Origin of the sequence: Micromonospora sp. NBC_01739, assembly GCF_035920385.1 — a bacterium.
Classification (GTDB): Bacteria; Actinomycetota; Actinomycetes; order Mycobacteriales; family Micromonosporaceae; genus Micromonospora.
The window spans coordinates 580,890-603,072 of sequence record NZ_CP109151.1 but is presented as its reverse complement, the minus strand read 5'-3'; the positions used below and the strand labels follow the sequence as shown (position 1 = coordinate 603,072).

The following is a 22,183-nucleotide window of genomic DNA, read 5'->3' as shown; positions in this document are numbered from 1 at the left end:
TCACCCATGCCACGCCTGGCACGCCTACCCGGCATTGTCGTCGATGCCTACCCCGTCCAGATCGGGGGTGTCCTGTCCAAGACCCCGACGGATCGCGATCTCCACGGGTGAGTAGGCACCGTCGGCCCGCTCCAATTCGTACGGCGCGGCCGGCATCAGCGGCGGCTGGGCCATGAAGCGCGGCCGTGTCCCGTGGTGCGGTTGCGCCGCGTGCACCAGGAACGGATGGCACAGAAAGACGTCGCCCGGGGACCCGGTGGCGAGGGCGAGTGGCCGGTGGCTGGACTCCGCCACCAGGTCGGGCGCAAGTTCCAGCCCGCTCGCCCCGTTCTCCCCGTACTTCTCCAGCACCCTCGGCACGTCGAGGTGTGAGCCAACCCGGATCCGGGTCGGGGCGTCCTCCTCACCGACCTCGCTGAACAGGAACAGCATCAGCAGCGCCCGGCCACGGGAACGCACATTCGTGAAGTACCAACTCTCGCCCTCCGGCAGATAGCTGCCCTCGATGTGCCAGCCCGCGTCGTTCGGCTCCTCTTCGTGCGGGAAGCGCAGCGGGAACGTGCCCAGGGAGTAGCGCGGCTCCCAGCGTCCCGCGCCGACCAGCAGGTCGTACGCGTGATGGAGGAACGGGGAATTGGGTGCGGCGGCGAACGGCCCCTGCGCCATGCCCTCCACCCAGTGCACGGGCTGTCTCCATGTCGCTGGGTCGTCCGGGTCGCAGCCCGTCTCTCGCCACAGCAGCCGCGCGCAGTCCGCAGCCACCCGCGGCGCGACGGCACCGGCCAACTTGACGAAGCCCTCGCGAAGAAAGCGGGACACCAATGTTGTGTCATCCATGGCCCCACCATGCGGCGACATCGATCCCGCTCACCCGACACTTCCCGCGCGGCTTCTATCGGGTGTGTCGCAGCAGCGCTGCCGCACGATCGGATCGGAGGAACGACGATCAGCCGCGACCGGTACGCCGTCGATCACCCCCAGCTCAGGTTCCGCCTACCTGTCGAAGGAAGCGAACACATGGATACTCGCATCGTCGACCATCCCGCGTTCCGGCTCGTGGGGCACGCTGCTCGCGTTCCGCTGATCCACCGAGGCATCAACCCGTACATCCAGCAGCACATCGCCGCGCTGCCGGCCGAGGAGCACCTGCGTTTGAAGGCACTCGGCGACGCTGAGCCGAGCGGCCTGCTCGCGGTCAGCGACGACCTTGACGCCGACTACGGCGAGGGCAGCGAGCTGACCTACCTGCATGGGGTCGCCGTGTCCCCGAGCACGCCGATCCCGGGCGGCCTCGACATCATCGAGGTCCCGGCCGGCACTTGGGTGGTCATCCGGACGGCGGGGCCGCATCCGCAGACCCTTCAGAATGCCTGGACCACGGCCGCAGCCGAATGGTTTCCCTTCAATCCGTGGCGGCTGCGGCCTGGCCCGGAGATCGTCGCGGTGCCCGATCCGGCGAACGATTTCAGCACCGCGACCTGCGAGCTCTGGCTGCCCATCGAACCGGCGTAGCGGCCCGGCGAGCAGCTGCTCATAGAATCCTCGGATGGCCTCTCCCGCCGACATGAGCACCAGTGACTTGAGCATCGCTGAGGTGACCAGCGGCGACGCGCCCGCCGGTGAAAAGGTGACAGCGGCGCTGGAGGTGCTGCGGCGGGTCTTCGGGTACGACGCCTTCCGGGGTTTCCAGCGCGAGGTCATCGACCACGTGGTGGCCGGCGGGGACGCCCTGGTGCTGATGCCGACCGGGGGCGGCAAGTCGCTGTGCTACCAGATCCCGGCCCTGGTCCGCGACGGGGTGGCGGTGGTGATCTCGCCGCTGATCGCCTTGATGCAGGACCAGGTGGACGCGTTGACCGCGGTCGGGGTGAAGGCCGGTTTCCTCAACTCCACCCTCGATCTGGACACCCGCCGGCTGGTCGAGGCGGAGTTCGTGGCCGGGGAGATCGACCTGCTCTACCTGGCCCCGGAGGCGTTGGCCAGCCGGGCCACCCTGAGCCTGCTGGACCGGGCCCGGATCAGCCTGTTCGCCATCGACGAGGCGCACTGCGTGTCGCAGTGGGGGCACGACTTCCGGCCGGACTACCTGAACCTGTCGATGCTGCACGAACGCTGGCCGGGGGTGCCCCGCATCGCGTTGACGGCCACCGCGACCAGCGCCACCCGGTCCGAGATCGCCACCCGGCTCAACCTGACCGAGGCCCGGCACTTCGTGGCCAGTTTCGACCGGCCCAACATCCAGTACCGGATCGTGCCGAAGCGGGAGCCGCGTAAGCAACTGCTGGCCCTGCTGCGCGACGAGCATCCCGGGGACGCCGGCATCGTCTACTGCCTGTCCCGCGCCTTGGTGGAGAAGACGGCGGAGTTCCTGGTCGCCAACGGCATCGACGCCCTGCCGTACCACGCCGGTCTGGACGCGCGGACCCGCGCGGCGAACCAGCAGCGGTTCCTGCGCGCCGACGGGGTGGTGATGGTGGCGACCATCGCCTTCGGGATGGGCATCGACAAGCCGGACGTCCGGTTCGTCGCCCACCTCGACCTGCCCAAGTCGGTCGAGGGCTACTACCAGGAGACCGGCCGGGCCGGGCGGGACGGCCTGCCGTCGACGGCCTGGCTGGCGTACGGGCTCCAGGACGTCGTGCAGCAGCGCAAGATGATCGACACCTCCGAGGGTGACCTGGCGCATCGGCGTAACCTCGCCGTCCATCTCGACGCGATGCTGGCGCTCTGCGAGACCGTCCGCTGCCGTCGGGTGCAGTTGCTGGAGTACTTCGGCGAGTCGGCCACCGGCGACTGCGGCAACTGTGACACCTGCCTGGAGCCGCCGGAGTCGTGGGACGGCACGGTCGCCGCGCAGAAGCTGCTCTCCACGGTCTTCCGGCTGGACCGGGAACGCAACCAGCGTTTCGGGGCCGGGCACTGCATCGACATCCTGCTGGGCCGCAACACCGACAAGATCACTCAGTACCGGCACGACTCGCTCACCGTCTTCGGCATCGGTGACGACCTCAGCGAGGCGGAATGGCGGGGGGTTGTGCGCCAACTGCTGGCCGAGGGCCTGCTGACCGTCGAAGGGGACTACGGCACCCTGGCCCTAACCGAGGCCAGCGCCGAGGTGCTGGGCCGACGCCGTACGGTCATGCTGCGCCGCGAAGCCCCCCGCCCCGCCCGCACCCCCAAACCAAGAGGCGCAGCCACCGTAGTAGCCGAGTTGCCGCCGGAGGCGACCGACACCTTCGAACGCCTCCGCGCCTGGCGAGCCGCCACCGCCAAGGAACAGGGCGTCCCCGCCTACGTCATCTTCCACGACGCCACCCTGCGCCAGATCGCCGCCACCCTCCCCACCACCCTGGCCGCCTTGTCCCAGATCAACGGCGTAGGCGAAACCAAACTGGCCAAATACGGCGACCAGATCCTCACCGTCCTCACCGAACCCTGACATCGTTGATCATGAGGTTAGCGGCGGAGTTGATCTCCATCACTGCCGCTAACCTCATGATCAACGGGGGCCTCGGCGGGGGCCTCGGCGGGGGCCTCGGCGGGGGCCTCGGCGGGGGCCTCGGCGGGGGCCTCGGTAGGGGGTGGGGGTGGGTTGAGGGTGGTGAGGATGGTCTGGGCGGTGCGGGGGCCTATGCCGGGGACTTGGGTGATCTCCTCGACGGTGGCCGTTGCCAGGCGTTTCAGGGAGCCGAAGTGGTGCAGGAGGGCTTTGCGGCGGACTTCGCCCAGGCCGGGGATGTTGTCCAGGGCGGAGGCGGTCATCCGCTTGGAGCGGCGTTGCCGGTGGAAGGTGATGGCGAAGCGGTGCGCCTCGTCGCGTACCCGTTGCAGCAGGTAGAGCCCCTCGGAGGTGCGCGGCAGGATGACCGGGAAGTCGTCGTCGGGCAGCCACACCTCCTCCAGCCGCTTGGCCAGGCCGCACAGGGCCACATCGTCGATGCCCAGCTCGGCCAGGGCCTGGGCGGCGGCGGCCACCTGGGGAGCCCCGCCGTCGACCACCACCAGTTGCGGGGGGTAGGCGAACTTGCGCGGGCGGCCGGTGGTCGGGTCGACTCCGGGGCGGTCCGGGTCGGCGGCGGTCTCCTCACCGATCTCGCCGGTCTCGGCGCGCACGTCCAGGTAGCGGGCGAAGCGGCGGCGCAGCACCTCGGACATCGCGGACAGGTCGTCCGTGGCCCCTCGGATGATGAAGCGGCGGTACTCGCTCTTGCGGGGTAGGCCGTCCTCGAAGACGACCATGCTGGCCACCACGTCGCTGCCCTGGATCTGGGAGATGTCGAAGCACTCGATGCGCAGGGGTGCCGTCCGCATCCCGAGCGCCTCGCTGATCTCGTCCAGGGCCTTGCTGCGGGTGGTCAGGTCACCGGCCCGCTTGAGCTTGTGCCGGGCCAGGGCGTCCTTGGCGTTGCGCTCCACCGTCTCCAGCAGGGCACGCTTGTCACCACGCTGGGGCACCCGCAGACTGACCCGGCTGCCCCGGTGGGTGGACAGCCAGTCGGTCAGGGCCTCGGCGTCGGCCGGCAGCTCCGGCACCAGCAGCTCGCGCGGCACATCGGCCTCGCCGTGCTCACCGCCGTAGACCTGGGTGCAGAAGTGGTGCACCAGGTCACCCGTGGTGAGGTCCTCGGTCTTCTCCACCACCCAGCCGCGCTGGCCCCGCACCCGACCGCCCCGCACATGGAAGACCTGCACGGCGGCCTCCAGGGGGTCGTCGGCGAAGGCGACCACGTCGGCGTCCGTACCGTCGCCGAGCACCACGGTCTGCTTCTCCATCGCCCGGCGCAGGGCGGCGACGTCGTCGCGCAGCCGTGCCGCCCGCTCGAACTCCAGCTCCGCGCTGGCCTGGGCCATCTCGCGTTCCAGCCGGCGCACCATGGTGTCCGTGCGCCCGGCCATGAAGTCGCAGAACCCCTCGACGATCTCGCGGTGCTGCTCGGCGCTGACGCTTCCGACGCAGGGGGCGGAGCACTTGCCGATGTAGCCGAGCAGGCAGGGTCGGCCGACCTGACCGGCCCGCTTGAACACCCCGGCGGAGCAGGTCCGCGCCGGGAAGACCCGCAGCAGCAGGTCCAGGGTCTCGCGGATCGCCCAGGCATGGGAGTACGGCCCGAAGTAGCGCACCCCCTTGCGTTTGGCCCCGCGCATCACCTGCAACCTCGGATATTCCTCGTCGAGGGTGACCGCCAGGTAGGGGTAGGACTTGTCGTCGCGATAGCGGACGTTGAACCTCGGGTCGTACTGCTTGATCCAGGTGTATTCGAGCTGGAGGGCCTCGACCTCCGTGCCGACCGTGACCCAGTCGACCGATTCGGCCGTGGTGACCATCTGTCGGGTCCGCTCGTGCAGCCCCAGCAGGTCGGCGAAGTAGGAGTTGAGGCGGCTGCGCAGATTCTTCGCCTTGCCGACGTAGATCACCCGACCGGTGCCGTCACGGAACCGGTAGACCCCCGGGGACTCCGGGATGGTGCCGGGGGCGGGGCGGTAGGTCGACGGATCAGCCACCCTTCGAGCCTAGTCGCCGCCCCCGACAGCCCGAATCGTCCCTGGTCGACGCCTTCCTGCCCGAGCGGGCCCGATACGACGACCCTCCCGATTGACGTCTTCCAATATTGACCGGCCCGTCCTACCATCCAGTAGCCGAATGTTCTTCACGTAATGATCCCGTCCGATGGCCCCCGTCCACAGAGGATCGCCATGACTGGTCACACCGCCACCCGCCGGCTGTTCGCCGGGGCGACCGGCGCCATCGCCGTCGCCGCCCTGCTGGTCGCCGTCCCGACCAGCGCCACCGCCACCGCCCCCACCACCGCCGCGCCGGCGACCAGCACCCTCGCGGTGAATGTCGCCAGCGCCTTCGCCGGCAACGACTACTGCCTCGGCGAATGCTCCGAGATCCTGCCGCCGGGCCAGAACGGCAACGCCACCCTGGTCGAGATCCTCGGCAACCAGGCCTTCGGCACCCTGCCCCGGCATTCCGCCGACCAACTCGACAAGTACGCCAACCTGGTCTACGGCTACGCCGGACTGCGCGAGGACAAGATCGGCGAGTTCTTCCACGACGCCACCTTCGGGGTCGCCCCCAACCAGGTCGAACGCGACTACTCCCCCCGCTCGGACGTCCGCATCGTGCGGGACAAGGCCACCGGGGTACCACACATCACCGGCACCACCCGGGCCGGCACCATGTACGGCGCCGGGTACGCCGGAGCCGAGGACCGGCTGTTCACCATGGACCTGCTCCGCCACGTCGGCCGGGGCACCCTGACCTCCTTCGCCGGTGGCGCCCCCGGCAACCGCGCCCTGGAACAGAGCGTCTGGCGTACCTCCCCCTACACCGAGGCCGACCTGGCCGCCCAGGTCGAGGCGCTGCGCCGCAAGGGTGGGGCCCGCGGCGAGCAGCTCTACACCGACGTGCAGGAGTACATCGCCGGCATCAACGCCTACATCGGCACCTGCATGTCCGGCCGCAACTGCCCCGGCGAGTACGTGCTGACCGGTCATATGGATGCGATCACCAACGCCGGTGGACCGAAGCCGTTCACCATGACCGACCTGATCGCCATCGCCGGGGTGGTCGGCGGCCTGTTCGGCGGCGGAGGCGGCAACGAGATGCAGTCCGCCCTGGTCCGCATCGCCGCCCGCGCCAAGTACGGCCCGGTCGAGGGCGACCGGGTGTGGAACGGCTTCCGGGGCCAGAACGATCCCGAGACCGTGCTGACCCTGCACGACGGTCAGAGCTTCCCGTACGGCGCCGCCTCCCCCGACGCCCCCAGCGTGGTGCTGCCCGACGCGGGCTCCGCCCGGGTCGAGCCGGTCGTCACCGACCCCACCGGCTCCGCCACCACCGCCGGCACCAACAGCTCCTCCGAACTGGCCGCCGCGCTGTCCGGGCTTACCATCACCCCGGCCAACCGGGGCATGTCCAACGCGGCCGTGATCTCCGCCGAGCACTCCGCCACCGGCCACCCGATCGCGGTGTTCGGGCCGCAGACCGGCTACTTCTCCCCGCAACTGCTGATGGTCCAGGAGTTGCAGGGCCCCGGCATCAGTGCCCGGGGGGCCGCCTTCGCCGGGCTGAACCTGTACGTGCTGCTCGGCCGGGGTCAGGACTACGCCTGGAGCGCCACCTCCGCCATCCACGACATCACCGACACGTACGCGGTGCCGCTCTGCGTGCCCGGCGGCGGTACGCCCACCCTGGCCGGCACCCACTACCTGTTCCGGGGCCAGTGTCTGGCGATGGAGGAGCTGTCCCACGTCAACCGGTGGAGCCCCACCGTGGCCGACAGCACCCCGGCCGGGTCGTACAAGCTGGTGGCCTGGCGGACCAAGCTGGGCCTGGTGGCCTGGCGCGGCACCGTCGGCGGGGTCCCGCACGCCTTCACCCAGCTGCGTTCCACCTACGGGCGGGAGGCCGACTCGGCGATCGGGTTCCAGATGTTCAACGACCCGACCCAGATGGGCACCGCCTCGGCGTTCATCGAGTCGGCCCACAACGTCGAGTACGCCTTCAACTGGTTCTACGTCAACTCCACCCAGTCGGCGTACTTCAACTCCGGGCTCAACCCGGTGCGGGCCGTCGGCAGTAACCCGAACCTGCCGATGAAGGCCGAGCGGGCCTACGAGTGGCAGGACTTCGACCCGGACACCCGCACCGCCCGGTACGCCCCGCGCTCGGCCCACCCCCAGTCGATCGACCAGGACTACTACATCAGTTGGAACAACAAGCAGGCCAAGGACTTCGGGGCGGCCGACGGCAACTTCAGCTTCGGTGCCGTGCACCGGGGTGACCTGCTGGACAAGCCGGTGAAGGCGGCCATCGCGGCCGGCCGCAAGTTCGACCGGGGCTCCCTCACCGAGTTGGTGCAGCGGGCCGGGCTGACCGACCTGCGCGGTGCGGAGGTGCTCGACGAGCTGATCCGGGTGCTGGAGAGTCAGCCGGTCACCGACACCGCCCTGGCGGCCGAGATCAGCCGGCTGAAGGCGTGGCGGCAGGCCGGGGCGCTGCGGGTGGAGACCGCCAAGGGCAGCAAGGTGTACCAGCACGCCGAGGCGATCCGCACCTTCGACGCCTGGTGGCCCCTGCTGGTCCGGGGGATGTTCCGGGACCAGCTCGGCCCGGACCTCTACCAGTCCCTGATCAACACCCTGCCGATCAACGAGTCACCCTCCGGCCTGCAACAGGGTGACGTGTCGAACCTGTCCTCCTCGGCCAACGGGGCACAGACCCACAAGGGCTCGGCCTTCCAGTACGGCTGGTGGGGCTACGTCGACAAGGACCTGCGGACGGTCCTGGGTGACCCGGTCGCCGGTGGTCTGGGGCGTACCTTCTGCGGCAACGGCAACCTGGGTTCCTGCCGGCAGGTTCTGCTGGACACCCTGCGCACGGCGGCGGCCACCCCGGCCACCACCACCTACCCGGGTGACGCCAGTTGCGCCGCCGGGGACCAGTGGTGCGCGGACGCGATCATCCAGTCCCCGCTGGGCGGCATCAAGCACGCCACCATCGCCTGGCAGAACCGACCCACCTACCAGCAGGTGGTCTCCTTCCCGGCCCGCCGCGGCGACGACCTGACCAACCTGGCCGCCGGGCGGCCGGTCAGCGCCTCCAGCAGCCAACTCGGCAACGGTGCCGCCCGCGCCGTGGACGGGAACCTGGGTACCCGCTGGGCCAGTTCCTGGTCGGACAACCAGTGGATCCGGGTGGACCTGGGCAGCGTGCGGCAGGTCGGCCGGGTGGTGCTGGCCTGGGAGGCGGCGTACGCCCGGTCGTACCGGGTCGAGGTCTCCGCCGACGGCAACACCTGGCGGTCGGTCTGGTCGACCACTGCGGGCGACGGCGGCACCGATGTGGTGGCCTTCACCCCCCAGCAGGCCCGCTACGTCCGGATGACCGGCCTGACCCGGGCCACCTCCTACGGCTTCTCCCTGTGGGAGCTGTCCATGTACGCCCACTGAGCGCTACCGGCGTGGCCGGGGACAACCCCGGCCACGGCCGCGCTGGATCCGCACCCTGAAGCCGGTGGGTCGTCTCGTCGACGGCCCACCGGCCGGCGTTTCAGGCCAGGGAGATCTGGTCGCCGGAGACCTTGACCTCCTTGGCGGCCAGCGGGGCCTGGGCGGGACCGGACTTGACCGAGCCGTCCTCGATCGAGAACCGGCTGTTGTGGCAGACACAGTTGATCGTGCCGCCCTCGACCGTCGTCACGTTGCACCCCTGGTGGGGGCACTTGGGGTCGAAACCACGGAACTCCCCCGGCGAGGGCTGGGTGATCACGATCCCCGGGGCGGACAGGATCGCACCCCCACCGACCGGGATGTCGCTGGTCCGGGCCAGGGACTGGCTGTCCTGCCGGCCACCCCCGCCCGCATCGCCGGTGTTCGTCACCTGCGGACCCGGGCTGGTGGTGGTCGCGCCCTCGTCGTCCCCGCCGCCGCAGGCGGCCAGCATCGCCGCCGCGCCGGCCGCACCCGCACCGGCCAGCAGGGCCCGCCGTGTCCGTACCGGCCTGGCCGCCACCTGGTCGTCAGTCATCCCGCACCCTCCTCGGCTACCACCGTGCATGATTCGTGCTCAGGTTTTCTCAACCCGCACCACTCTGCCTGGCGGTTCACCCGATCGACCACCCGGCGGTGTCTACGCGGAGCATCCGGTCAGCCGGCCGCGACGCTCTTTCGTCCGGCCCGCGCCTTGGTCCCGGCCGCCGCCTTGGTCCCGGTCGTCTTGGTCCCGGTGGTCTTGGTGCCGGTGGTCTTGGTGCCGGTCGACTTGGTCCCGGTGGTCTTGGTGCCGTTGGCCTTGGCCGCGCGGGCGGTGGCCGCCGCCGCGCCCTGGGCCGTGCCGTCGAGCTTGAGCACGGTACGCAGGAACTGCCCGGTGTGGCTCTCGGTGACCTCGGCGACCTCCTCCGGGGTGCCGGTGGCCAGCACGGTGCCGCCCCGGTGACCCCCCTCGGGACCCATGTCGATCAGCCAGTCGGCGCTCTTGATCACATCCAGGTTGTGCTCGATGGTGATCACCGTGTTGCCCTTGTCGACCAGCCCCTCCAGCACCATCAGCAGCTTGCGGATGTCCTCGAAGTGCAGGCCGGTGGTCGGCTCGTCGAGCACGTACACCGTCCGTCCGGTGGAGCGCTTCTGCAACTCGGAGGCGAGCTTGACCCGCTGCGCCTCACCCCCGGACAGGGTCGGCGCGGGCTGGCCCAGCCGGACGTAGCCCAGGCCCACGTCGACCAGGGTCTTGAGGTGCCGGTGGATGGCCGGGATGGCGGAGAAGAACTCCGCCGCCTCCTCGATCGGCATCTCCAGTACGTCCGAGACGGTCTTGCCCTTGTAGTGCACCTCCAGGGTCTCCCGGTTGTACCGGGCCCCCTTGCAGACCTCGCACGGCACGTACACGTCCGGCAGGAAGTTCATCTCGATCTTGATGGTGCCGTCGCCGGAGCAGGCCTCACAGCGGCCACCCTTGACGTTGAAGGAGAACCGGCCCGGCCCGTACCCCCGCACCTTGGCCTCGGTGGTCTCGGCGAACAGCTTGCGGACGTGATCCCAGACCCCGGTGTAGGTGGCCGGGTTGGACCGGGGGGTACGCCCGATCGGGGACTGGTCGACGCCGACGACCTTGTCCACGTTCTCCAGCCCGGAGACCCGGGTGTGGCGGCCGGGCACCAGCCGGGCGCCGTTGATCTGGTTGGCCAGTACGGCGTACAGGATGTCGTTGACCAGGGTCGACTTGCCGGAGCCGCTGACCCCGGTCACCGCGATCAGCTGGCCCAGCGGGAAGCTGACCGTCAGGTTGCGCAGGTTGTGCTCCCGGGCACCGTGCACCACCAGCTCCCGGCCCGGGGTCTGCGGCCGCCGACCCTTCGGGGTCGGAATCTCCCGCCGACCGGACAGGTAGGCCCCGGTGATCGACTCCGAGTTCTCCAGCAGGGCCGGCACCGAGCCGCTGTGCACGATCCGCCCACCGTGCTCCCCCGCGCCCGGCCCGATGTCGACGATCCAGTCGGCGGTACGGATGGTGTCCTCGTCGTGCTCCACCACGATCAGGGTGTTGCCCAGCCCGCGCAGCCGGACCAGGGTCTCGATCAGCCGGTGGTTGTCGCGCTGGTGCAGACCGATGGAGGGCTCGTCCAGCACGTACAGCACACCGACCAGCCCGGAACCGATCTGGGTGGCCAGCCGGATGCGCTGCGCCTCACCACCGGACAGGGTGCCGGCGGGACGGTCCAGGGAGAGGTAGTCCAGACCGACGTCGAGCAGGAACCGCAACCGGGCGTTGATCTCCTTGAGCACCCGCTCGGCGATCAACTTCTGCCGGTCGGTCAACTCGATGCCGGCCAGCAGGTCGGCACACTCACCCACGGACAGGTTGCACACCTCGGCGATGCTGCGCCCGGCCAGGGTGACGGCGAGCACCTCGGGCTTGAGCCGGGCCCCGCCACAGGCGGCACACGGCACGTCGCGCATGTAGCCCTCGTACTTCTCCCGGGACCACTCGCTCTCGGTGTCGGAGTGCCGGCGCTCGATCCACTGCACCACCCCCTCGAAGCCGGTGTAGTACGAGCGCTCCCGGCCGTACTTGTTGCGGTAGCGCACATGCACCTGGTCGCCGGAGCCGTGCAGGATGGTCTTCTGCGCCCGCGACGGCAACGCCCGCCAGGGGGTGTCGATGTCGAAGTGCTCGGTCTCGCCGAGGGCCTCCAGCAGGCGCAGGAAGTATTCCAGGTTGTGCCCGGTGGCCCAGGGCTGGATCGCCCCCTCCCGCAGGGTGCGTTCCGGGTCGGGGATGAGCAGCTCCGGGTCGACCTCCTTCTTGGTGCCCAGGCCGGTGCACTCCGGGCAGGCACCGTACGGGGCGTTGAAGGAGAAGACCCGGGGCTCCAGGTCCTCGATCGCCAGGGGGTGGTCGTTGGGGCAGGCCAGGTGCTCGGAGTAGCGTCGTTCCCGCTCCGGGTCGTCCTCGGGCACGTCGACGAAGTCGAGCAGGACCAGACCGCCGGAGAGCCCCAGCGCCGCCTCGACGGAGTCGGTCAGCCGCTGCTTGGCGCTGGGCTTGACGCTGAGCCGGTCGATCACCACCTCGATGGTGTGCTTCTCCTGCTTCTTCAGCTTCGGCGGGTCGGTGAGCTGGTGCACCACCCCGTCGACCCGGGCCCGCGCGTACCCCTTGGCCTGGAGTTCGCCGAACAGGTCGACATACTCGCCCTTGCGTCCGCGTACCACCGGAGCCAGCACCATGAACCGGGTGCCCTCGGCCATCGCCAGGACCCGGTCGACGATCTGCTGCGGGCTCTGCTTGGAGATCCGCTCACCGCAGACCGGACAGTGCGGCTCCCCGATCCGGGCGAACAGCAACCGCAGGTAGTCGTAGACCTCGGTGATGGTGCCGACCGTGGAGCGGGGGTTGCGCGAGGTCGACTTCTGGTCGATCGACACCGCCGGGCTCAGTCCCTCGATGAAGTCGACATCCGGTTTGTCCATCTGGCCGAGGAACTGCCGGGCATACGACGACAGCGACTCGACGTACCGGCGCTGCCCTTCTGCGAAGATCGTGTCGAAGGCCAGGCTCGACTTGCCCGACCCGGACAGCCCGGTGAACACGATCAGGGCGTCCCGAGGGAGGTCGAGGCTGACGTCACGCAGGTTGTGCTCGCGTGCGCCACGAATGATCAGACGGTCGGCCACGGTCGATGTGCTCCCGGGTGAGGATGACGAGGAGGATCTGTCCGCTTCAGGGTGGTCCCAGCGGTTGTGCCGGCGCGGAGAAGGCGCCCCGGCAACTGTAGACCCGCCCTACGACAACCACCCCCCGCCACACAACCCCACCCCCCACTCCCCACCCCCCACTCCCCACCCCCCGCACCCTCAGCCCCGCCTCCGCCCCGCCCTCCAGCCCGTCGATCTTGCACTTTCCGTCGGGGCATAACTGCCTATAAGCCGCATTAAGGCGACCAAAAGTGCAAGGTCGACGGGGCTAGAGGGCGCGGGGCGTGCGGGCGAGAGGCGAGAGGCACGGAGGGGTGGGAGGCACGGAGGGGTGGGAGGGGCGAGGGTGGGGTGGGTCAGTGGGGGCGGCGGGGGCGGGTGGTGCGGCGGTGGGTTTCGTGGGTCATCTCGCGGTGCAGGCGGCGCCAGTTCTGCCAGCGGCGGGTGGAGAGGTCGCCGCTGGCCAGGGCGGCCTGCACGGCGCACCCGGGCTCGGCGTCGTGGCCGCAGTCGCCGTACCGGCAGCCGGTGGCGAGGTCGGCGATGTCGCTGAAGGCCCGATCCAGGCCGGCGGCGCCGTCGAGCAGACCGACCGCCCGCACCCCGGGGGTGTCCAGCACGGTGCCGCCACCCGGCAGCGGCACCAGGGCCCGCCAGGTGGTGGTGTGCCGGCCCTTGCCGTCCACCCCACGGATCGACTGGATCGGCATGACCACAGCCCCGACCAGCGCGTTGACCAGGCTCGACTTGCCGGAGCCGGAGGGCCCCAGCAGGCCCAGGGTCGCACCCGGGGCCACCTCGGCGCGCAACCGTGCCAGGCCGCTGCCCGTCTCGGCGCTGACCGGCAGCACCGGCACCCCGGGGGCCAGGGCCGCCAACTGATCGGCCACCGCCGCCGGGTCGGCGGCCAGGTCGGTCTTGGTGAGTACGACCAGGGGCCGGGCGCCCGACTCGTGCACCAGGGAGAGCAGCCGCTCGATGCGGGCGGCGTTCGGCGTGGGGTGCACCGGCTCCACCACGGCGGCGATGTCCAGGTTGGCGGCCAGCAGTTGACCGCTGGCGTCCTTGCCGGCGGTGCGCCGGATCAGGGCGGTACGCCGGGGCAGCACCCCCTCCACGGTCACCCGCGCGTCGGGCCAGGTGCCCAGCAGCACCCAGTCGCCCACCCCGGGCAGTCGGGTGGGGTCGCCGACGGCGGCGGCCAGGACGGCACCGGAGCAGGAGGCGCGGGTCGGCCCCTGCTCGGTGAGTACGGTGCAGAATCCCCGGTCGACCCGGGCCACCCGGCCGGGACGGTACGGGGTGTGGATACGACTCAGGTACGCCGCTCGGTCGGTGTCCCAACCCAGGGCGGTAAGGGTGATGTTCACGTCTCCTCGTTCAGGGTCGCTGCGGGTGATACAGGGGTGCGGTGACCGGCATGACCACCACCTCCTCCGCTCCGGCGCCGCGAACCTCCTCACGGTAGGAGGGGTGGCGCCGAGCCGGTAGCGAATTCCCCGGCGACTCGACCGGCACGGCGGGCTAGGGTCGAACCGTGACCCGGGACCCCCTGCTGTTGAGCGGTGATGTGGACGACGCCACGACCCGCCTGCTGCGCACGGCGGCACGCTTCGACGCCACCGATCTGGCGCAGGACTGCCTGCTGCCGGGGTGGACCCGCGGGCACCTGCTGGCCCACCTGTCCCGCAACGCCGACGCCCTGGTCAACGCCCTCACCTCGGCCCGCACCGGCGACCTGGTCCCGATGTACCCCAGTGATGAGGCCCGGGCCGCCGGCATCGAGGCCGGGGCCTTCCGCTCGCCCCAGGAGCACCTGGACGACCTGCGCCGCAGCGCCGACCGGTACGCCGAGGCGGTCGCCGCGATGCCGGTGCCGGCCTGGTCGGCCACCGTGCAGACCCGGCGTGGTCCCCTGCCGGCCGCCGTGCTGGTCTGGCGTCGGCTGCGGGAACTGGAGGTCCACCATGTCGACCTGGCCGCCGGTTACCGCCCACAGGACTGGTCACCGAGCTTCGCGCACCGGCTGCTGCACGAGGTGGTCACCGATCTCGGCGAGCGCGATCGGGTGCCGCCGCTGGTGCTGCACTTCGACGGCGGCAGTCACGAACTCGTCATCGGTGACCGGGCCCAGGCGCCGGTCGTCTCCGGTCCGACGGTCGAGGTCGCCGCGTGGTTGACCGGCCGCAGCCCAGGTACCACCCTGACCGTCACCCCCGATGGTCAGCTACCCGACCCACCGGAATGGATCTAGCCAGAGATGACCTACGACGGAGCAGTCACCCCCGGCGGCCCACCAGCGGTACGCGAACTCGACCGGCTGACCATCACCAAGGTGTCGGTCGGGCCGATGGACAACAACGCGTACCTGCTGCGCTGCCGTGACACCGGCGAGCAGGTGCTGATCGACGCGGCCAACGAGGCACCCCGGCTGCTGGAACTGATCGGTGACGCCGGGCTGACCGCGGTGGTCACCACCCACCAGCACATGGACCACTGGGTGGGGCTGGAGGAGGTCGTCGCCAAGACCGGTGCCCGCGCGCTGGTGCACGCCGACGACGCGGCCGGGCTGCCGATCGAGGCGCAGACCCTGGCCGAGGGCGACACCGTACCGGTCGGCGACTGTGCCCTGGAGGTCATCCACATCAAGGGGCACACCCCGGGTTCGGTGGCGCTGCTCTACCGCGACCCGGCCGGCGTCCCTCACCTTTTCACCGGGGACAGTCTCTTCCCGGGTGGCGTGGGCAACACCGACCAGGATCCGGAGCGCTTCGCCGCCCTCATCGACGATGTGGAGCACAAGCTGTTCGACCGGCTCCCGGACGAGACCTGGTTCTACCCGGGCCACGGGCGGGACTCCACCCTGGGTGCGGAGCGCCCCCAGCTGGGTGAATGGCGGGCCCGGGGCTGGTGACCCGGGGGATGGTCGGAGGTCAGCCGGTCACCGCACGCAGCCGGCGTCGGGTGCCGAGCAGCACCACGGCGGCCAGCACCAGACCTCCGACCATCGTGACCAGCAGCGGGCTCGTACCGCTGGGCAGCAGCCCGGCCAGGGACCGCGAGGCGGTGCCCACCGCCAGGTAGAGACCGGCCCAGGCGCCCGCGCCGAGGGCCGCGAACCCGAGAAACCGTGGGTACGACATGCGCAGGCCGCCCGCCGCCAGCGGCAGCAGCGCGTTGAACACCGGCAGGAAGGGCGCTACCAGCACCAGTCGACCACCGTTGCGGCGCAGGATGCGTTCGGCGGCCACCCAGCGGGGCTCGCCGACCCAGGCACCGAACCGGCTGTGCCGCAGCCGCTCGCCCCAGTGTCGGCCGACGAGGAAGGTCATGGACCAGCCCACCAGGCATCCGGTGACCACGGCGACGAAGGTCGCCAGGCCGGTGCTGGGCGTTCCGACGGCCACCGCGGCGAGCACGGCCACGTCACCGGGGACCAGGACCCCGAACAGTGGCACCGCGTCGAAGAGCATGACCACCCCGAGCAGGGCCATCAGGCCGGCGATGGGTAACTCTCCAACCTGGGCCAGCTCGTCTGCCATACCCCGTACGCTATGGCCTGATCACCACCACGGACATCAGATTTCCACCCGACATTGCCCCGGATTCACCTCCGGGGCCTCCCTGAACCCTCGGGGAGCGGATTGTGCCGACGCCTCGCCGACACCTCAGGCGCTTCACCCGGCAAATCTGCATTTCACCGGCTAATGTCGGGAAAGTATCGGACGATCACCGGCATGTGACCGGGGGTCGTCTGCTGGACAGGGAGAGAGAACGCATGGCAACCGGCACCGTGAAGTGGTTCAACTCGGAAAAAGGCTTCGGATTCATCGAGCAGGACGGCGGCGGACCCGACGTGTTCGTCCATTACTCGGCGATCGCCAGCAGTGGCTACCGGGAGCTGAACGAGGGTCAGAAGGTCGAGTTCGACGTGACCCAGGGACAGAAGGGTCCGCAGGCGGACAACGTCCGTCCGCTGTAACCGGTGTCGGTGGCGGCGGTCGGGACCGACCGCCGCCACCCGTAACCCGAGCTTTCCGGACCGTCGGATGCCCTTATCCGTCGGTCGAAGGCTGTGCGGCGGACCCGACGATCGGGAGGACCACTGCGGAGGGACGCTCCGGATCGTGCAGGATCTCCCGATAGCCACCCCGCAAGGTCACGGCCGCCCCGAGGGGTTCCCCGGTGCCCGGGTTGCGGGCGTACCGAGGATGGGCCCCGCCGGAGACCTGGAGCCGCAGCCGGTGCCCGACGGCGAACCGGTGGGCCACCGGCCACATCTGCACCGTGACCGCCACCGTGCCGGAGCCGTCGGCCGGCAACCGCTGCGGATCGACCCGGACCAGGCCGTCGCAGATGTTCCAGGATCGCCCCTGCCGGTCCACGTCGCACAGTCGCACGAACACATCGAAGTAGTCGAGTTCACTGCGTACATGAATCTGTGCGCGTACCGGCCCGATCACCTCCAGCGGGCTGGTCAACGGCTCGCTGGTCCAGGTCAGCACGTCGGGCCGGGCCTCCACGGGCCGGTTGTCGACCGCTCCGGCCCGCTGGGCCACCAGCAGCGCACCCCCCAGGGAGGGGGTCGGATCCGCCGGGTCGTAGAAGAATCCGTCCGGCGAGGACGGCACCGGCGGACAGGTACGCAGGGCCGAGTGCGGATGCAGATACCAGTCGGTGGTCTGCGCCGAGGGCGGCCAGTCCGGCAGGTCACGCCAGCCGCCGCCGACCCCACCGACGTGTACCCGCACCGGGCCGTCCGTCGGCTGCGTGGCGCCTCGGTCGATGTCGTCGGTCGGCAGGTGGGTGCCGAGCCAGCCCAGGCCCTCGCGCAGGGCCGCGACGTACAGTCCGGGGCTGCCGTGGGTCCACGGCCCGATGATCAGCCGGGGCTGGGCGCCCCGGGCCCGCAACGCGGTGTAGTCGCTCAACTGGGCCGGCAGGAAGATGTCGTGCCAGCCGCTGACCATCGCCACCGGCGCCCGCACCAGGTCCAGCCGGTCGTCGAAGACCCGGGCACGCCAGTAGTCCGCCTGCGGGGTGTGGTGGCGCAGCCACTGCTGGAAGAACGGGACGGTGACCCCGGTGGCCACCCGGTCGGCCTCCACCAGCGGCAGGTGGGACAGGGCGGCGAGCAGTCGGGGCTGGCCCCGTTTGAGTTCCCACTGCCGGGCCAGCCACGGCACGGTCTGCGCCTGCAGCAACTCCACCCAGGTCAGGACGGTGTCCAGGGCGAAGGACTCCCCGGCGTAGGTGGAGTCACGGGTGGAGGAGGCGGTGGCCACCGCCACCATGGCCCGCATCTCCTCCCCCGCGTCGGCGGCCAGGGCCCACTGCACGAAGCCCTGATAGCTGGCGCCGAACATGCCGAAGGCGCCGCACCACCACCGTTGCCGGCGCATCCAGTCGAGGGTGTCCAGCCCGTCCTCGCGCTCGTGGACGAAGGGATCGAAGACTCCGCCGGAGCCACCGGTGCCCCGACAGGACTGGATGACCACATGGAATCCCTGCTCGGCGGCGATCCGGCAGAGCAGCCGCATCGGCCCGCCCCGGCCGTACGGGGTCCGGATCAGCACGGTGGGGGCCTGGGCCAGGGCGGGGGCGTAGTGGTCGGTGCGCAGGATCACCCCGTCCCTGGCCCGGACCGGGATGTCCCGGGTGACGGTGATCCTTCGGGTACGGGCCCGGGGCAGCCGCAACGCGACCCCGGCGAGTCGGGAGGCCAGCCGTTCCAGCACGGGCCCTCAACCCGCCCGATGCCGTGGAGGTGGGGTGGGCCGGGCGTCGCGCACCGCGTCGCGGTGTTCCCGCAGGGACACCCCCATGGCGGTGATGAACCGGTACACGACTTCCAACTCCTCGTCCTGGAACTCGTCCATCACCACATCGGTGCGCTGACCGAGGGGGCGGAAGAAGTCCCGGGCGACCGTGGCCCCCTGCTCCGCGTAGTGCAGCAGCACCTTGCGCCGATCGGTGGTGTCCCGGTCGCGCCGCAGGTGCCCGGCGCGTTCCAGCCGGTCGATCAGGGCGGTGACGGAGCCCGAGGAGAGGTCCAGGTGCTCGGCCAGTCGACCGGGGGTGATCGGCTCGCCGGACAGCTCGGCGTCCATCACGGCGATCAACGCTTGCAGGTCGGTGCCGTTGAGGCCGTGTTGACCGGCGAAGGCGTGCCCGACGTGCTGGGCCTCCACGCAGTAGCGCCGCAACTCGGCGGTGATCTCCGCGACCAACATCTCCCGCCGGGTTTCACGCCGCCGGTACATCCCGTGCCCTGCCACGTCGCGCCGCTTCCCTCCCGAGGCCTCCGGATGCGCAGCATAGCCCAGACCGCGACATCTCTCGACAGCCAAGATACTCGAAGGACGAGAGCTGTTGCGCGTCGTTTCTTGATAAGCAAGAATCTCGACAATCAAAATATCGGCTCCCTCGGCGGGAGCCGGACCGAATCCAACGACCGGAGCGCCGAGCATGTCTCTGTTCACCCGTGTCGCCCGCAGCCGTCGGGCCGCATGGCTCACCGTCGCCGTGGCCGTCCTCGTCGGCGTGGCCGTCTTCGGGCTACCCATACCCAGCAACCCGGCACCGGTCTCCGCCACCGGCCTGTCCGAGCAGTGGCAGTCCACCCAGGTGGAACGCCTCCAGCGGGAACTACCCGCCAGCGGCGTCCAGCCGGCCGTCGTGGTGGTCAGCCGCGACGACGGCGCCCCGCTGACCGAGGCCGACCGGGCGGCGATCACCGAGGGCACCGGCGGGCTGCGCCAGTTGGCCGTCGGCGGGCAGGTGGCCCCGCCGCAGCTGTCCCCGGACGACACCGTGGCCCTGGTGGCCGTACCCCTGGACAGCACCGGCGGCCAGGAGGTCGTCGCCGACCGGGTGGCCGAGGTGCGCTCCGCCCTCAGCGGCTTCCCCGGGGACCTGACGGTCGAGGTGACCGGCCCACCGGCCTTCACCGCTGACCTGACCAAGGTCTTCGAGGGCGCGGACGTCACCCTGCTGCTCTTCACCGCCGCCGTCGTGGCCGTGCTGCTGCTGGTCACCTACCGCAGCCCGGTGCTGTGGCTGGTGCCCCTGGCCGTCGTGGCCGCCACCGAACAGATCACCCTGCGGGCCCTGGAAACGATCATTCCGGCGGTCGGCATCAACTTCGCCGGCGGCGCCGTCACCGGCATCGCCAGCGTGCTGGTCTTCGGCGCGGCCACCAACTACGCCCTGCTGCTGATCGCCCGCTACCGGGAGGAACTACGCCGCGAGGAGGACCGCTTCACCGCGATGCGGGCCGCCCTGCGGCGTACCGCCGAGCCGATCCTGGCCAGCGGCAGCACGGTCATGCTCGGCGTACTCACCCTGCTGCTGAGCGAGCAGGAGACCAACCGTGCCCTGGCCGTGGCCTGCGCCACCGGCATCCTGCTCGCCATGGCCTCGGCCCTGTTCGTCCTGCCCGCCGCCCTGGTCCTGCTGGGACGCCGGCTGTTCTGGCCCTTCGTGCCCACCGCCGGCAGTGTCGGCCGCGAGGGCCGGATCTGGGGGGCCCTCGGCTCCGCCGTGATCCGTCGCCCGATCCCGGTGGCGGTGCTGGCCACCCTGCTGCTCGCCGGGCTGGCCCTCGGTGGCCTCGGCATCCGCACCGGGCTGTCGGAGACCGAGCAGTTCCGGGTGAAGCCGGAGGCCGTCGCCGGGGCGCAGACCCTGGCCCGCGCCTTCCCGGCCGGCACCACCCAGCCGCTGGCGGTGATGACCAACCCGGCCGCCGTGCCGGCGGTCACCGCAGCCGCCGCCGAGGTGCCCGGGGTGGCCTCCGCCCGACCCGGCCCGGCCGGTGCCGAGGTGGCCCAGGTCGATGTGGTCCTCGAAGCCGAGCCGGGCACCGAGGCCGCCAACCAGACCCTGGAGCGGCTGCGGGACACCGTCGGCGCCGTGGACAACTCGGCACCACCGGCCGTAGCCGGGATCGAGCAGCCCTCCGGAGCGGTCGTCGGGGGCACGGTCGCGGGCCGGTACGACTCCGCCGCCGCCGACGCCAAGGACCTGCGGCTCATCCTGCCGCTGATCCTGCTGCTGGTCGGGGCCGTGCTGGTCCTGCTGCTGCGCGGCCTGCTGGCCCCGGTGCTGCTGGTGGCCACGGTCGTCGCCTCGTACTTCGCCAGCCTCGGCGGAGCCTGGTTGATCTTCGAGTACGTGTTCGACTTCCCGGCGATGGACACCGGGGTGCCGCTGCTGGCCTTCGTGTTCCTGGTAGCCCTCGGGGTCGACTACAACATCTTCCTGGTCACCCGGGCCCGGGAGGACGCCCGCAGCACCGACACCCGCCAGGGCATGCTCTCCGCCCTCCGGGTCACCGGCGGGGTGATCACCAGCGCCGGCATCCTGCTCGCGGCGGTCTTCGCCGTGCTCGGGGTCCTGCCGCTGATCACCCTGACCCAGATCGGGATCATCGTCTGCCTCGGGGTCCTGCTGGACACCCTGCTGGTCCGTACGGTCGTCGTGCCGGCCCTGGCCTTCCTGCTCGGTGAGCGGTTCTGGTGGCCGGGTCGGATCGCCCCCAAGCCGACTCAGTAGCCCAGGCAGACGCACTCCGTCATCAGGGCGCGCACGTTACGCACGTAGCTCGGGTTGGGGATGGCCAACGGCCGCCCCTCCCGAGCTACCGCGTGGTGACCGTAGTTGTAGGCGGCGATGATCGCGTTGAGCAGGCAGGAGTTCAGCTCACTGCTGCACAGATCGGTGTCCAGGCGGTAGTCGGCGTCGAAGTACATGTCGCCGATGTACTTGGTGAGCCAGGCCAGGTAGGTGGCCCCCAGGTAGGCGTTGTCCCGGTGGTCCCACACGTCGTGGTTCTGGCCGAACCGCTGGTTCATCCAGGTAGCCGTGTCCGGCATGACCTGCATCAGGCCGATGCCGCCGTCACAGGCGACGATGTGGGACTGCCAACCGCTCTCCTGCCAGGCGGTCGCCTTGATCAGATTGGCCGGGATCCGGATGTCCGGCGCCGAGGTAGGCCAGTAGGTGCGGCCCGCGGCCTCGGTCAAGGCGGCCTTGACCTGCGCCCGGCTGGCCTCCTCGCCCTTGTAGCTGGGTTTGCAGCCGCTCGGGGCGGGCTTCGGCGGCGCCGGCGGTACCTTCGTCTCCGTCGGCGGCTCCGGCACCGCGCGGGGAGCCGTGCTGGTACGCCGGGGCTTCGGCGGCGCCTTCGTCGTCGCCTTCGCACTGGGCCGGGTGCTGGCCTTCGGCGCGGCACCCAGCGACTCCACCGCCTCCGGTGTCGGGCTCGGCTCGCCTGGGGTGGCCGAAGTGCTCGGCTCCACCACGGACTCCGGCTCCTCCTCGGGCAGGGCCACCGGGGCGGGCAACTCGCCGGCCGGAGGGTCCACCCTGGCGCATCCGACCCCGGCGACCAGTAGCGCACCCACCACCAGTGCCGCCGTCAACCGGCTGACCTTGCGCCCCATCCGGGCCCCCTTCGGCAGTCACGAACCGC

At 70.8% G+C, this 22,183-nt stretch carries 16 protein-coding genes; 7 read left to right on the top strand and 9 right to left on the bottom strand.

Features of this window, described 5'->3' with window-relative positions:
• Positions 1-24: 24 nt before the first annotated feature.
• Positions 25-837, bottom strand: a complete 813-nt coding sequence (locus OIE53_RS02725) for a phytanoyl-CoA dioxygenase family protein (RefSeq protein WP_327024973.1) — start codon at positions 835-837, stop codon at positions 25-27.
• A 180-nt stretch (positions 838-1,017) separates the two neighbouring features.
• Between OIE53_RS02725 and OIE53_RS02720 the strand changes: the two genes are divergently transcribed.
• On the top strand, positions 1,018-1,512 hold the full coding sequence (locus OIE53_RS02720; protein WP_327024971.1) for a GyrI-like domain-containing protein: 495 nt from the start codon (positions 1,018-1,020) through the stop codon (positions 1,510-1,512).
• Positions 1,513-1,546: 34 nt separating this feature from the next.
• Complete coding sequence (gene recQ / locus OIE53_RS02715; RefSeq protein WP_327024970.1) at positions 1,547-3,439, top strand: DNA helicase RecQ; 1,893 nt, start codon at positions 1,547-1,549, stop codon at positions 3,437-3,439.
• A gap of 17 nt (positions 3,440-3,456) precedes the next feature.
• Here recQ and uvrC read toward each other — a convergent pair whose 3' ends face one another.
• A complete protein-coding gene (uvrC, locus tag OIE53_RS02710) occupies positions 3,457-5,502 on the bottom strand; it encodes an excinuclease ABC subunit UvrC (protein ID WP_327024969.1) in 2,046 nt (681 codons plus the stop codon).
• A 192-nt stretch (positions 5,503-5,694) separates the two neighbouring features.
• On the opposite strand from uvrC, the gene OIE53_RS02705 reads away from it, so the two are divergent.
• Positions 5,695-8,958 carry a penicillin acylase family protein gene (locus OIE53_RS02705; protein ID WP_327024968.1) on the top strand — a complete coding sequence of 1,088 codons (3,264 nt, stop codon included), beginning with the start codon at positions 5,695-5,697 and terminating at the stop codon, positions 8,956-8,958.
• A 100-nt stretch (positions 8,959-9,058) separates the two neighbouring features.
• Here OIE53_RS02705 and OIE53_RS02700 read toward each other — a convergent pair whose 3' ends face one another.
• The 3 genes from OIE53_RS02700 to rsgA all read right to left on the bottom strand — a co-directional run bounded on the left by OIE53_RS02700 (position 9,059) and on the right by rsgA (position 14,078).
• On the bottom strand, positions 9,059-9,535 hold the full coding sequence (locus tag OIE53_RS02700) for a Rieske (2Fe-2S) protein (RefSeq protein WP_327024967.1): 477 nt from the start codon (positions 9,533-9,535) through the stop codon (positions 9,059-9,061).
• A gap of 119 nt (positions 9,536-9,654) precedes the next feature.
• Positions 9,655-12,687, bottom strand: a complete 3,033-nt coding sequence (gene uvrA, locus OIE53_RS02695) for an excinuclease ABC subunit UvrA (protein WP_327024966.1) — start codon at positions 12,685-12,687, stop codon at positions 9,655-9,657.
• A 377-nt stretch (positions 12,688-13,064) separates the two neighbouring features.
• Positions 13,065-14,078, bottom strand: a complete 1,014-nt coding sequence (gene rsgA / locus OIE53_RS02690) for a ribosome small subunit-dependent GTPase A (protein WP_327024965.1) — start codon at positions 14,076-14,078, stop codon at positions 13,065-13,067.
• 167 nt (positions 14,079-14,245) lie between these two features.
• Here rsgA and OIE53_RS02685 point away from each other — a divergent pair, with 167 nt between their 5' ends.
• Positions 14,246-14,962 carry a maleylpyruvate isomerase family mycothiol-dependent enzyme gene (locus OIE53_RS02685; RefSeq protein ID WP_327024964.1) on the top strand — a complete coding sequence of 239 codons (717 nt, stop codon included), beginning with the start codon at positions 14,246-14,248 and terminating at the stop codon, positions 14,960-14,962.
• A 6-nt stretch (positions 14,963-14,968) separates the two neighbouring features.
• Positions 14,969-15,622 carry an MBL fold metallo-hydrolase gene (locus tag OIE53_RS02680; protein WP_327024963.1) on the top strand — a complete coding sequence of 218 codons (654 nt, stop codon included), beginning with the start codon at positions 14,969-14,971 and terminating at the stop codon, positions 15,620-15,622.
• A 19-nt stretch (positions 15,623-15,641) separates the two neighbouring features.
• On the opposite strand, the gene OIE53_RS02675 is transcribed toward OIE53_RS02680, so the two are convergent.
• The gene (locus tag OIE53_RS02675; protein ID WP_327024962.1) at positions 15,642-16,250 is read right to left on the bottom strand and encodes a DedA family protein; all 609 of its coding nucleotides are present in this window, start codon (positions 16,248-16,250) and stop codon (positions 15,642-15,644) included.
• 236 nt (positions 16,251-16,486) lie between these two features.
• Between OIE53_RS02675 and OIE53_RS02670 the strand changes: the two genes are divergently transcribed.
• Positions 16,487-16,690: a cold-shock protein gene (locus OIE53_RS02670; RefSeq protein WP_327024961.1), complete on the top strand. Its 204-nt coding sequence runs from the start codon at positions 16,487-16,489 to the stop codon at positions 16,688-16,690.
• Between the two features lie 73 nt (positions 16,691-16,763).
• On the opposite strand, the gene OIE53_RS02665 is transcribed toward OIE53_RS02670, so the two are convergent.
• A complete protein-coding gene (locus tag OIE53_RS02665) occupies positions 16,764-18,446 on the bottom strand; it encodes a CocE/NonD family hydrolase (protein ID WP_327024960.1) in 1,683 nt (560 codons plus the stop codon).
• A gap of 6 nt (positions 18,447-18,452) precedes the next feature.
• A complete protein-coding gene (locus tag OIE53_RS02660) occupies positions 18,453-18,971 on the bottom strand; it encodes a MarR family winged helix-turn-helix transcriptional regulator (RefSeq protein ID WP_327024959.1) in 519 nt (172 codons plus the stop codon).
• 205 nt (positions 18,972-19,176) lie between these two features.
• Between OIE53_RS02660 and OIE53_RS02655 the strand changes: the two genes are divergently transcribed.
• A complete protein-coding gene (locus OIE53_RS02655; protein ID WP_327024958.1) occupies positions 19,177-21,264 on the top strand; it encodes an MMPL family transporter in 2,088 nt (695 codons plus the stop codon).
• Here OIE53_RS02655 and OIE53_RS02650 read toward each other — a convergent pair.
• Positions 21,258-22,154: a lytic transglycosylase domain-containing protein gene (locus OIE53_RS02650; RefSeq protein ID WP_327024957.1), complete on the bottom strand. Its 897-nt coding sequence runs from the start codon at positions 22,152-22,154 to the stop codon at positions 21,258-21,260. The two genes, OIE53_RS02655 and OIE53_RS02650, sit on opposite strands and share 7 nt — an antisense overlap.
• Between the last annotated feature and the right edge of the window lie 29 nt (positions 22,155-22,183).

Excerpts from the sequence above, each read along its gene's own strand:
- OIE53_RS02725 (WP_327024973.1), bottom strand. The coding sequence starts at position 837 with ATGGATGACACAACATTGGTGTCCCGCTTTCTTCGCGAGGGCTTCGTC.
- OIE53_RS02720 (WP_327024971.1), top strand. The coding sequence starts at position 1,018 with ATGGATACTCGCATCGTCGACCATCCCGCGTTCCGGCTCGTGGGGCAC.
- recQ (WP_327024970.1), top strand. The coding sequence starts at position 1,547 with ATGGCCTCTCCCGCCGACATGAGCACCAGTGACTTGAGCATCGCTGAG.
- OIE53_RS02705 (WP_327024968.1), top strand. The coding sequence starts at position 5,695 with ATGACTGGTCACACCGCCACCCGCCGGCTGTTCGCCGGGGCGACCGGC.
- OIE53_RS02700 (WP_327024967.1), bottom strand. The coding sequence starts at position 9,535 with ATGACTGACGACCAGGTGGCGGCCAGGCCGGTACGGACACGGCGGGCC.
- OIE53_RS02680 (WP_327024963.1), top strand. The coding sequence starts at position 14,969 with ATGACCTACGACGGAGCAGTCACCCCCGGCGGCCCACCAGCGGTACGC.
- OIE53_RS02675 (WP_327024962.1), bottom strand. The coding sequence starts at position 16,250 with ATGGCAGACGAGCTGGCCCAGGTTGGAGAGTTACCCATCGCCGGCCTG.
- OIE53_RS02670 (WP_327024961.1), top strand. The coding sequence starts at position 16,487 with ATGGCAACCGGCACCGTGAAGTGGTTCAACTCGGAAAAAGGCTTCGGA.
- OIE53_RS02660 (WP_327024959.1), bottom strand. The coding sequence starts at position 18,971 with ATGTACCGGCGGCGTGAAACCCGGCGGGAGATGTTGGTCGCGGAGATC.
- OIE53_RS02655 (WP_327024958.1), top strand. The coding sequence starts at position 19,177 with ATGTCTCTGTTCACCCGTGTCGCCCGCAGCCGTCGGGCCGCATGGCTC.
- OIE53_RS02650 (WP_327024957.1), bottom strand. The coding sequence starts at position 22,154 with ATGGGGCGCAAGGTCAGCCGGTTGACGGCGGCACTGGTGGTGGGTGCG.